At 65.0% G+C, this 11,318-nt stretch carries 7 protein-coding genes; 3 read left to right on the forward strand and 4 right to left on the reverse strand.

All coding sequences use genetic code 11. The annotated features are described in order from the left end of the window. Window positions 1-98 precede the first annotated feature (98 nt). Both ABB27_RS16325 and ABB27_RS16330 read right to left on the reverse strand, forming a co-directional pair. Entirely contained in the window at window positions 99-1,742 is a 1,644-nt protein-coding gene (locus ABB27_RS16325; RefSeq protein ID WP_057629884.1) for a Na+/H+ antiporter, read from the reverse strand. A 234-nt stretch (window positions 1,743-1,976) separates the two neighbouring features. Next, window positions 1,977-2,774, reverse strand: coding sequence for a DODA-type extradiol aromatic ring-opening family dioxygenase (locus ABB27_RS16330; RefSeq protein WP_057629886.1), 798 nt, complete (start codon window positions 2,772-2,774; stop codon window positions 1,977-1,979). 98 nt (window positions 2,775-2,872) lie between these two features. On the opposite strand from ABB27_RS16330, the gene ABB27_RS16335 reads away from it, so the two are divergent. Continuing rightward, window positions 2,873-3,775: a LysR family transcriptional regulator gene (locus ABB27_RS16335; RefSeq protein ID WP_057629888.1), complete on the forward strand. Its 903-nt coding sequence runs from the start codon at window positions 2,873-2,875 to the stop codon at window positions 3,773-3,775. Here ABB27_RS16335 and ABB27_RS16340 read toward each other — a convergent pair. Beyond that, the gene (locus ABB27_RS16340; RefSeq protein WP_057629890.1) at window positions 3,767-6,679 is read right to left on the reverse strand and encodes a bifunctional diguanylate cyclase/phosphodiesterase; all 2,913 of its coding nucleotides are present in this window, start codon (window positions 6,677-6,679) and stop codon (window positions 3,767-3,769) included. The genes ABB27_RS16335 and ABB27_RS16340 overlap by 9 nt on opposite strands. Before the next feature lie 354 nt (window positions 6,680-7,033). On the opposite strand from ABB27_RS16340, the gene ABB27_RS16345 reads away from it, so the two are divergent. Next, window positions 7,034-9,136: a M13 family metallopeptidase gene (locus ABB27_RS16345; protein ID WP_057629893.1), complete on the forward strand. Its 2,103-nt coding sequence runs from the start codon at window positions 7,034-7,036 to the stop codon at window positions 9,134-9,136. A gap of 207 nt (window positions 9,137-9,343) precedes the next feature. Here ABB27_RS16345 and ABB27_RS16350 read toward each other — a convergent pair whose 3' ends face one another. Then, on the reverse strand, window positions 9,344-10,270 hold the full coding sequence (locus ABB27_RS16350) for an oxygenase MpaB family protein (protein WP_057629897.1): 927 nt from the start codon (window positions 10,268-10,270) through the stop codon (window positions 9,344-9,346). A 331-nt stretch (window positions 10,271-10,601) separates the two neighbouring features. Between ABB27_RS16350 and ABB27_RS16355 the strand changes: the two genes are divergently transcribed. Next, entirely contained in the window at window positions 10,602-11,204 is a 603-nt protein-coding gene (locus ABB27_RS16355; protein ID WP_057629895.1) for a hypothetical protein, read from the forward strand. Window positions 11,205-11,318: the final 114 nt, after the last annotated feature.

Genomic DNA, 11,318 nt, shown 5'->3' on the forward strand with positions numbered 1-11,318 from the left:
CCGCGCCCCGGTCCTTGCGCCAGCGCAAGGACCGGGGCGCGGAGCGGGGGTTGGGGTGAGGGGAAGCTCCTGACAAGCAAACCCCACAACACACCCCCTCAATCCCTTTGCCGGGTCTCCAGCAGATCCAGATTGCGGATCAGCTTGCGCGCAATCTCATCGGAGACCTGCCCGCGCCGGGTCAGCCGGAACAATTCCTCACGCTCGGCATTCAAGCCGGCCGTGCGCAGGCTGCGATACGCCTGCTCCATGCGCCGCACCTTCTCCGGGTCTTCGTCCGGGCCCTGGCCCTTTTCCAGATTGCGCTGGTACAGCAGGCTCACCCGCGCCGCCGCGTCGTTGAGCAATTGCACCGCCGTGGTGGATTGCCCCTGCACCAAGTCCTGGCGGGCCTTTTCCACAGCCGCCAACGCCGCCTTGGACGAGGATCTACGGGCCAGATCCTCTTCGCGCCGGCTGTCGTCGTCCTTGGGCAGTTCCAGACCCTTGAGCAGCCGCGGCAACATCAGGCTGGCGCCCACCAGCGATACCAAGATCACCGCTGCAGCCAGGAAGATCACCAGGTCACGTGCCGGGAACGGTTCGCCACCGGGGATCATCAGCGGCAGGGTCAACACGCCGGCCAGGGTGATGGCGCCGCGTACACCAGCCACCGACATCGCCAACACCACCCGCCATGAAGTACTGGTTTCCTTCTCGCCACGCATCCGCGCCCTGAGCAGGTTCCAGCGCAGCGACAGCCATACCCAGACCAGCCGCAGCGCCACCAGCACCGCATTGATCGCCAGTACGTACACCACCAGCCACCAGGCGCTGTGGTGCTCGGTAGCCGACATCGTCTGGATCGCGCGCTCGACGATGCCGGGCAACTGCTCGCCCAGCAGCACGAAGATGATGCCGTTGAAGCTGAACTGCACCATGTTCCAGACCGCATTGCGCTGCACGCGCATGCTGCCGCTGATGCGGCCGGTCAACTCCACGTAGCTCATGGTCACACCGGCCGCCACCGCCGCCAGGATGCCCGATGCATGCAGTTCTTCGGCCAATAGATAGGCCGCGAACGGGATCAGCAGATTCACCAGCAAGGCCGCACCGGGCTCTTCGCCGAAGCTGCGCCACAGCCAGCGCTGGAAGGTGGACACGCCCCAGGTCACCGCCACGCCGATGACCAGGCCGGCCAGGGCCACCCACAGGAAGGTCAGCGAGGCCTGCGCCAGCGAGAACGTGCCGGTCATCACCGCGGCCACCGCGAAACGGAAGCAGACCAGGCCGGAGGCGTCGTTCAGCAGCGACTCGCCTTCCAGGATGTGCATCAGCCGCTTGGGAATCGGTGCGCGCGAGGCGATGGCGCTGACCGCCACCGGGTCGGTGGGCGAGATGATCGCCGCCAGCGCGAAGGCCACCGCCAGCGGCATCGATGGAATCATCCAGTGGATCAGCAACCCGGCGCCGAGCACGGTGAACACCACCAGGCCGAACGCCAGTTCCAGGATCGCGCCCTTGTCGCGGAACAGCCCCTGCTTGGGAATGCGCCAGCCATCGAGGAACAGCAGTGGCGGCAGGAACAGCAGGAAAAACATATCCGGCTCAAGCGCGTGCCCGCGATTGAACACACCCGCAATCAGGGCGCCCAAGCCGATCTGCACCAGTGGCAACGGCAATGAGAAGGGGAGGATTCTTACCAGATAGCCACTGGCGACAACCGCCACCAGCATCGCCAGAACAACTTCAATCGTGTGCATGCCCGTTCCACGGAATCACTACCACGACAGCAGGCTGCCGACACTGGCAGTGGCGGATGAATACCGGGAAATTACCACAGCAATCCGATGTTGCTGGTGTCGCTGCTGTTGCTGATTACGCGCAGATGCATGAAAGCCGTGACTGGCGGCAGCCGGATCGGCCACCGCCAGCTACCCAGCAAGGTCGGCGACAGCGCCGTGCCTTGCCGCTGCACCCATACCACTCAGCAACAGTTATCGGGCCGCGCCGTCGAAGCGATAGATGTCCATCGCCAGAAAGCCCATGTCGATGCCGGCATCAATCCGTTGTGCGCCCAGCTGGTCGCTGCCAGCCGCGCCCATGGCGAAGTACAGCGGCAGCAGATGCTCGTCGGTGGGATGCGCCTGCGCCGCGAACGGCGCCTGCTGGCGGTAATCAAACATGGCCGGCAGGTCATCGGCTTGCAACTTTTCCTCCACCCACTGGATGAAGGGGCGCACATACGGCGCCTCCTTGCCGGCCTCGTAGTGGTGCCAGTCGTGCAGATTGTGGGTGATGCTGCCCGAGCCGACCAACAGCACGCCCTGCTCGCGCAGCGAGGCCAGGGCACGGCCCATCGCAAACTGATGCCTGGGCCCGAGCGAGGGCTGGATCGACACCTGCAATACCGGAATGTCGGCTTCCGGGTACAGGTAGCGCAGCGGCACCCAGGCGCCGTGATCGAGCCCGCGCTGCGGATCGATGCTTGGCTGCAGGCCGGCAGCGGCCAGCCGCTGGGCAACGTCCTGGGCCAGTTCAGGCGCACCCGGTGCCGGGTATTGCAGCTGATATAGCGCCTCGGGGAAGCCGCCGAAGTCATGGATGGTCTGCGGCTGGGCCGCTGCCGATACCAGCGGCGCGCGCCCCAGCCAGTGCGCCGAGGCCATGACGATGGCGCGCGGGCGCTCCAGCCCGGCAGCCAGTTCAGCCAGGCGCGGCCCCACCAATCCCGGCTGCAGCGCGGTCATCGGCGAACCATGCGAGATATAAAGGGAAGGCAACAGGCTGCTCATCGAAAGCTCCCGGACGTTTGCGGAGTGCACAGGTTATTGCGCAGAGCTCGGGCAACAAATAACCTCATCGTCAACGTTTTATTTCAAAAACGGGAACAATGGACACCATCGATGCCATGCGTGTGTTCGTCACGGTGGTCGAGCGCAACGGCTTCAGCGCCGCCGCCGATGCCCTGGACATCTCCACCGCCGCCGTCACCCGCCAGGTAGCGGCGCTGGAAAAGCGCCTGTCCACGCGCCTGCTCAACCGCACCACCCGCCGGGTCAGCCCGACCAGCACCGGCGCGGCCTATTACCAGCGCTGCGTCCAGCTGCTGGCCGAATTCGACGAACTGGAGGCATCGGTAGGCGCGCAGGCGCTGCAACCGTCCGGGCGGCTGCGGATCAACGCGCCGGTCAGCTATGGCATTGCCCGGCTGGGCGCCCTGCTGCCCGCCTACAGCGCGCGTTACCCGCAGGTCGAACTGGACCTGCAGCTGGCCGACCGCCAGGTGGACATGGTCGAGGAAGGCTACGACCTGGCCATCCGTATCACCCGCAACCCCGCTCCCAACCTGATCGCGCGGCATCTGGCGCAGGTGCGCATCCGCCTGTGCGCGGCACCGTCCTACCTGGCCAGGCGCGGCACGCCCGCCACCCCGGAGGATCTGGCCGCCCACGATTGCCTGGCCTACACCTACTCCGCCGGCGGCGACAGCTGGCAGTTGCTGGGCCCGCAGGGCGAAATCAATGTGCCGTTCGTGCCACACCTGCGCGCCAACAATGGCGAAGTGCTGCGTGAGGCGGCCATCGCCGGCATGGGCATCATCGCCCAGCCGGATTTCATCATCGAGCAGGCGCTGGCCGACGGCCGTCTGCTGCCGGTACTGCCGGATTGGGAAAGCCCAGCCATCGGCATCCATGCGGTCTATACCAGCCGCAGCCACCTGGCGCCCAAGGTACGCAGCTTCATCGATTACCTGGTCGAGTGCCTGGACCCGAGCGCTGCCGGCTCAGGCTGAGCGGCTTTCATCCAGCATCGCCAGCACCTGCTCCAGCGGCATCGGCCGGCCCAGCAGATAGCCCTGCACCTGGTCACAGCCATGCGCGGCCAACCAGCGGCGCTGGCCCTCGGTTTCCACGCCCTCGGCAATCACCGACAAGCCCATACTGTGGCCCAGCGACAGCAGCGCACGGCAGATGGCGGCGTTGCGTGGATTGCTTTCCACATCGGTGACGAAACCGCGGTCGATCTTCAGCGAATCCAGCGGCAGATGCTGCAGGTAGGACATGCTGGAGAAGCCGGTACCAAAATCATCCAGCGCCACGCCCACGCCGTTGGCATGCAGATGGCCAAGGGTCTGCAGGGCCTGGGTCGGATTACGCATCAGCACGCTCTCGGTGAGCTCCATCTGCAACGCGCCGCGGGCCAGGCCGTGGTCCTGCATGGCGCGGCTGAACTCCCCGACCAGGTCGCTGTTGAACAACTGCACCGCCGAGACGTTCACCGCGATCGGCAGGTGCTGCCAGCCGGCCGCCGACAACTGCTGCTGCGCGCGTGCGGCGGCGTGGATGACCCAGCGGCCCAGCGCGATGATCAGGCCGGTGTCTTCGCACAGCTGGATGAAATCGGCCGGCGGAATGAAGCTGCCATCAAGCTGCGGCCAGCGCAGCAAGGCCTCCAGCGCCACCGGGCTGCCCTCGGCCGCGTCCATGATCGGCTGGAAGTGGAGCAGGAATTCGCCGCGGTCGATGGCGATATGGATACGCCCAGCCAATTGCAGGCGTTCGGTGTAATGGGCCGCCATGCCAGCGTTGAAGTGCAGCAGCGCCACGCCGCTCTCGCGGGCGGCATGCGCGGCCTGCGCGGCGCGCCCCAGCACCTGTTCGGCCAGCTCGCCATCCAGCGGACAGCTGGCCACGCCGATGCGCGCCTCCAGCTGGTGATAGGTGTCGCGGCCACGGATCGGCTCGGCCACCGCCGCCATCAGCGCATCCAGCGCCAGCTGCGGATCGCGCTCGCCTTCAATGGCCAGCACGAAGTCCTCGGCCGGCTGGTGGGCCAACAGACCGTAACGCGAGGCCAAACCACCCAGGCGCACCGATACGGCGCGCAGCGCCTCCTCACCGGCATCCCGCCCCAGGGTATCGGTGATCATCTGCAGACCGCGCAGCTGCACGTGGGCGATGGTATAGCCGCGGCTGCCAGCATCCAGGCGCTCGGACAGCGCGCGCACGGTCAACAGGCCGGTGCCGGCATGGTGGCTGGCGCGGTAGGCCAGCTCGTTTTCGTAACGCAGGCGCTGGCTGACATCCTCGGCCAGCACCAGGCAGGCATTGCGGCCGTCAAATTCCAGCTTGGCGAAGTGCCCCTGCACAAGGAAAGCACTGCCATCCTTGCGCAGATGGGTGCTGATCTGCAGGCCGAGCAGGTCACCGCTCAGGGCGCGGCCGGCGCTCTGGCGGATCTCGTCCCATTCCACCGCCGGCCGGATATCCAGGATCGACATCGCCAGAAATTCCTCGCGGCTATAGCCGTACTGGTCGATCGCGGCCTGGTTCACTTCCAGAAAGCGCAGGGTGACCAGGTCGAAGATCCAGAACGGCGCCGGATTGCGGTCAAACACCAGCCGGAACTGGCGTTGTGCCTCCTGTGCGCGTGCCTCGGTGTTGACCCGCTCGCTGATATCCACCACCGCGCCGGCCAGGCGCTTGCTGTCACCCGCATCGTCGACCAGTTCACCGCGCGCCGACAGCCAGCGCAATGAGCCATCGCCACTGCGCAGCCGGAACATCGCGTTCAAGGCGCCCTTGCCGGCCAAGGCGCGCAGCAGCATGTCGTTCAACCAGGCGCGGTCTTCCTCGTGTACGCGCGACAGGAAGCCCTCCAGCGAGGTACTGCGCCCGGCCAGGCTGAGCATCTGCTGGGTCAGCGCCGACCAATAGACGATAGGTCTGGCGCCGTGGATGGACCAGGTACCGACCTTGCCCACTTCATGGGCCAGCGCCAGCTCGGCATTGCCGGCCTGCACCTCTTCACTGAGCTGCTGCTGGTGCCGGGTACTGCGGCCGACGCGGTACAACAGGTAAGCAAAGCCAGCCAGATACAACAGAATGATGCCGATCGAGGCGTACAGCAGCAGATACCAGCCGGCCATCACTTCCTGGTAGGACAGCGATGCGTACAGGCTCAAAGGGTAGTCCGTCGGCACACTCACTGCCGCGATACGCCGTTGGCCATCGTAGGGACTGATCACCGTTCCCTGCTTGATCACCTCCGGTGACGGCTGCAGAACCTTCATCGGCCGTGCCAGCTTTTTGCCAACCAACTGCTCCGGATCGCGGCTATGGGCCAGCAACTGGCCATAGCGGTTGCCGATCGAGGCCGTGCCGTCTCGGCCCAGATCCAGGCCGCTGACCACATCCTGGAACGCCCCCAGCCGAACCCGCGTCAACAACCACTGGCCCGGCTGCACCTGCAGTGCCGCACGCAGCACCCAATGCTGGTCAGGCGTCTGCTCCAGCGCGCCCAGATACAGGCCGCCGCTGAGCAGGCGATTCTCCGCAACCACCCAACTCTGCAAAGTGGGATCGCCAACACCGGCCGAGAGCGGCGCGCCGTGATCATCCACCAAGGTCACCGAGGCCAGATCCTGGTTGCGCTCCAGCACACCGCGCAGGCTGGCCTCAAACAAAGCAGGTGCCTGATCAGGCACCTGGCGGTAGAACTCCCGGCAATCGCTGGCACTGCCCCGCAGCGCGCGCTCCCAGGTAACCAGCTGTGCGCGCAGCAGGCGGCTGCTGCCACTGGCCAGCGCCATCGTCTGCCGCTGCGCTGCTTCCAGCCGGCTGTTACGGTCGTTCCACAGCATCGTGATCAGGGCGCCGGCAAGCAGCAACGCCACCGCCACACCGGCAATGACCATGACCCGCAATGGATGAGCCGGCGTTCTGCTCACCGGTGAGTCCAACGTATCAGTAGGTGGTCAGCTGGCATTACGTATGTTGGTCCTGGCATCACTACAACTAGGAGCCGTCAGGTGGGGACCTGCAACGGCCGCATGCGAACACCACAAACCCCGCGCTGCCAATGTCTCCCCAGACACCATCTACAGCGCGCTCGCTCAAGCATGCAGCACAACCACCGTCGGCGTGAAGAGTGCGTGACCAATTTTCTCGCATTCCCCGTACTTGTGCACATCCGTCAAGTGCCAGAATCGATATCTTTATGAACGGGGTTGGAGGTCTAGACTTCTCGCACCCACCCTTCGGATACCGTCATGGTCCTGCAACGTTCTTTCCTTGTACTGGCAATCGGCGCCGTACTTACCCTCAGCGGCTGCGGCAAAGATGCGAGCACGCCGCCGGCTGACAACAGCGCGGCGCCCACGCCGGCCGCTGCAGCCAAACCGCAGCTGGGCAGCTTTGGCTTCGATGTCGACGGCATGGACCGCAGTATCGCCGCTGGCGACAACTTCTTCGACTTTGCCAATGGCCAGTGGGTGCAGCGCACCGAGATTCCGGCTGACCGTTCCAACTATGGCAGCTTCAATGTGATCGCCGAGAAAACCCTGGCCGACACCCGCGCCATCATGGAAGAAGCCGGCAAATCCGATGTCGCCGATGTGCGCAGGATCGGCGATTACTACGCCGCGTTCATGGACGAAGCCGGCATCGAAGCGCGCGGCACCGCGCCAGTGCAGCCGGCGCTGCAGGCCATTGCCGGCATCGCCGACAAGCCGGCGCTGGCCAAGGCACTGGGTGCCAGCATGCGCGCCGACGTCGACCTGCTCAACGCCACCAACTTCTATACGCCGCACCTGTTCGGCGTGTGGGTGTCGGTGGACCTGCTGCAGCCGGACCGCAACGCGCCCTACCTGGTGCAGGGCGGGCTGGGCATGCCGGACCGCGATTTCTACCTGCAGGGCGGCCGCATGGCCGAGCTGCGCAAAACCTATGAAGCGTATGTCGCCCAGCTGCTGACGCTGTCCGGCGACAAGGATGCTGCGGCCAAGGCCGCGCGCATCGTCGCGCTGGAAACCAGGATCGCCCAGGCCCACGCCACCCAGGAAGAAACCAACGACGTGCAGAAGGGCGCCAACGCCTGGAAGCAGGCCGACCTGGCCGGCAAGGCGCCGGGCATGGACTGGAAGGCCTTCCTGGACGGCGCCAACCTGGGCGCACAGCAGGATTTCATCGTCTGGCAGCCCAAGGCCGTGGCCGGCCTGTCCAAGCTGGTGGCCAGCGAACCGCTGGATGTGTGGAAGGACTACTTGACCTTCCATGCGCTGGATGAGGCTGCCGTCTACCTGCCCAAGGCCTTTGCCGACGCCCGCTTTGCCTTCCATGGCACCGCGATGAGCGGCACCCCGCAGCAGAGCGATCGCTGGAAGCGCGCGGTCGCCGACACCAATACCGCCGTCGGTGAAGCGGTCGGCAAAATCTATGTGGAACGTCACTTCGACGCTGCCACCAAGGCTCGCGCCGATGAAATGGCCAAGAACATCATCGCCGCCTTCGCCAAGCGCATCGACGCGCTGGCATGGATGTCGCCGGAAACCAAGGCGCATGCCAAGGCCAAGGTTGCCGGGCTCAAGGTGGACATGGGCTACCCGAGCAAGTGGCGTGACTACAGCGCGCTGGAGGTGAAGCGCGACGATGCCCTGGGCAATGCCGAGCGTGCCTCGCTGTTTGAATACCAGCGCAATATCGCCAAGCTCGGCCAGCCGGTCGACCACAGCGAGTGGGCGATGCTGCCGCAGACCATCAATGCGATGAATGTGCCGCTGGAAAACCGTCTGGTATTCCCGGCCGCGATCCTGCAGCCGCCGTTCTTCGATGGCGCCGCCGATGATGCGATCAACTACGGCGCCATTGGTGCGGTGATCGGCCATGAAATCAGCCATGGTTTCGACAACGCCGGCGCGCTTTTCGATGAAACCGGCAAGCTGCACAACTGGTGGACGGCCGATGACCTGAAGAAGTTCAACGCCGCCGGCGATGCGCTGGCCATGCAGTTCGACAGCTACGAGCCCTTCCCCGGCGTGCACGTCAACGGCCGCCTGACCCTGGGCGAGAACATCGCCGACGTTGCCGGCCTCGGCACCGCCTATGACGCCTACCGGCTGTCATTGCAGGGCAAGCAGGAGCAGACGCTGGAAGGTTTCACCCCGGACCAGCGTTTCTTCCTCGGTTTTGCCCAGGCCTGGCGCAGCAAGGCGCGTGAGCAGGCGTTGCGCAATTCGTTGCTGACCAATGTGCATGCGCCGGGCCAGTTCCGTGCGCTGACCGTGCGCAACCTGGATGCGTGGTACCCGGCGTTCGAGGTCAAGCAAGGACAGAAGCTCTACCTGGCACCGGAGCAGCGGGTAAAGGTCTGGTAACAGAAGGTCTGGTAACAGGCTGCGTTTTTGTTTGTGGAAACAGGCGCCGATGGCGCCTGTTTCCTGCTTCATGCTTCCTGTAGTGCCGAGCCATGCTCGGCAGAAGCCTTACCGGTAATGCCCCTGCCGAGCATGGCTCGGCACTACACCCCAACTTGTGCTGGCAAGGCCCCTGCCGAGCATGGCTCGGCACTACACACGCGTTGGTCAGGCCGGCTCAGGCCACGCAGACAGCACTGCAGGCTCCTGCCCTACCCGCTTGCAGGCGCGGGTGGAGATGCCGTCGTTCAAGGCGATCCGGAACAGCGGTGCGACGCTGCGCAGTACGCGTGCCGCCACCACCGACTGCAACTGCTGGCCGCGGCTGCGTCCGAGCAACTGCACTGCCCAGTCCGGCAACAAGGCCGCACCGGCAGCCAGAAACACATCGCGCGACACGCCCGGCAACGGCACCGGCAGGCGCACGTCGCTGAGCACCTCCAATACCTCGCGTGAGCGCGCGTCCATGCTCAGCTGCGACTGCTGCGACTGGAAGTACTCGCGCACCTGCGCCTCACTGGCCGGCACATCGCGCGCGCCCAAGGCCTCGGCCACACGCCGGTATTCATCGTAGTAACGATCGGCAATGGCTGCAGGCACCTCGCGGCAATAGCGCCGGCAGCCTTCCAGAAAGCCATAGGCTTCGGTGACATGCACCCAGGTCAGCAGCTGCGGATCGTCCGCGGCATAGGTGCGGCCATCGGGCAGCGTACCCACCACCTGCGCATGGATACGCCGCACCTTGGCGATCAGCTTCTCGACCTCGGCCGCCGGCGCATAACTGGTGCCGGCGACAAAACTGGTGGTGCGGCGCAGCCGCCCGACCAGATCCTCGCGGAAGTTGGAATGGTCATAGACCCCGGCCAGCGCGCGCGGGTGCAGCAGCTGCAGCATCAGCGCGCACAGCCCACCCGCCAACATGCCCGGGAATTCGGAATGAATACGCCAGGTGACACTGCCCGGGCCAAACCAGCCCGGGTCGCCCAGGGGCGTGTCGTACTCCACCCCATTCTGGTTGCGTGGAAAGGCATCCAGCACCCAGCGGCGGATATGGGCGGTGGCGGCGGCGGAAACGGGACTGAACAGGGATGACATGCTGCCTATCGTACCGGTCCAGCTGCGCAGCTGGCTTGCCTGGACGCTCGATCCGGCCGCCGTACAGCCGCCATCAAGGCCCGGCGCCAGCCACGGATACCGCATGTGCAACTGCAGCAAGGAATTTCACGGGAATTGAAACGTCCTTCGCGCTGGGCCATGACGCAGCGCAAAAATTCCACGCCGTTGCAGCGCCACGGCCGGCGTCACCACAAGGTTCTTCGCACGCCCCCCATTGCCAAGCCGGCCGAAAGTGCTAGAACTGAGCCTGCCTGACCGCTTCAACCTGCATCCGTCGCTCGTTCCAGCAAGTATCTGCAAGGAGCTCAACATGATCGCACTGTTCAAAGGTTTGGGATTGCTGTTGCAAGACAACGAGCTGTACAACAGCCCGTTCGAGAAACAGGTTGATCATTGGAAGAACCTGAGCGATCAGCAGATACGCGAGGAAGTGTCGGTGCTGGCCAAGGCCAAGTGCCAGTGGTTGATGGCGTCGATCGTGCTGTGGCAGGCCTCGTCACTGCTGATCCTGGGCTTGATCACCAACTATCTGTGGCGCGATGACTTCCATATCACCTTCACCCGCGTGGTGATCGTGCTCGGCTCATGGGTGTCGATCCTGTTCGTGATCTGGTTCATGGCCAATATGTTCGACCACACCGCAGGCTTCGAGCGCTGGATGAAGGCCTTCAACAGCCGCGCCCGGATCAGCTCCGACGCCGACAGCGTGGACGAAGTGGCCGAAGCGCTGGAGATGGCCAAACACTATCCGGAAGTTCTGGACTACAAGCAGGCCGTCACCAACACCCGTGAGCTGCGCCACGAAGACGTGCGCATCATGCGTGAGCTGGGCCGCATGCGCCAGCATTCGGAACTGGTCGGCAAGCTCAACCACATCGGGGATGATGGTTTGCGACTACAACCTGCTTTCTGAGCCAGCCGGGGTTTCCAGCTGCAAGTCGCCGCGCTTTGTCGCGGCGATTTTTTTTGCTGCGCGCGGTGAGGCTTCCCCCTCTCCCCAACCCCTCTCCCGCAAGGGGAGAGGGGC

It is taken from the genome of Stenotrophomonas terrae, from assembly GCF_001431465.1.
Classification (GTDB): Bacteria; Pseudomonadota; Gammaproteobacteria; order Xanthomonadales; family Xanthomonadaceae; genus Stenotrophomonas; species Stenotrophomonas terrae.

What these genes read in the sequence shown, in the direction of transcription:
- ABB27_RS16325 (WP_057629884.1), bottom strand. Translation starts at nt 1,742, where the DNA reads ATGCACACGATTGAAGTTGTTCTGGCGATGCTGGTGGCGGTTGTCGCC.
- ABB27_RS16330 (WP_057629886.1), bottom strand. Translation starts at nt 2,774, where the DNA reads ATGAGCAGCCTGTTGCCTTCCCTTTATATCTCGCATGGTTCGCCGATG.
- ABB27_RS16335 (WP_057629888.1), top strand. Translation starts at nt 2,873, where the DNA reads ATGGACACCATCGATGCCATGCGTGTGTTCGTCACGGTGGTCGAGCGC.
- ABB27_RS16340 (WP_057629890.1), bottom strand. Translation starts at nt 6,679, where the DNA reads ATGGTCATTGCCGGTGTGGCGGTGGCGTTGCTGCTTGCCGGCGCCCTG.
- ABB27_RS16345 (WP_057629893.1), top strand. Translation starts at nt 7,034, where the DNA reads ATGGTCCTGCAACGTTCTTTCCTTGTACTGGCAATCGGCGCCGTACTT.
- ABB27_RS16350 (WP_057629897.1), bottom strand. Translation starts at nt 10,270, where the DNA reads ATGTCATCCCTGTTCAGTCCCGTTTCCGCCGCCGCCACCGCCCATATC.
- ABB27_RS16355 (WP_057629895.1), top strand. Translation starts at nt 10,602, where the DNA reads ATGATCGCACTGTTCAAAGGTTTGGGATTGCTGTTGCAAGACAACGAG.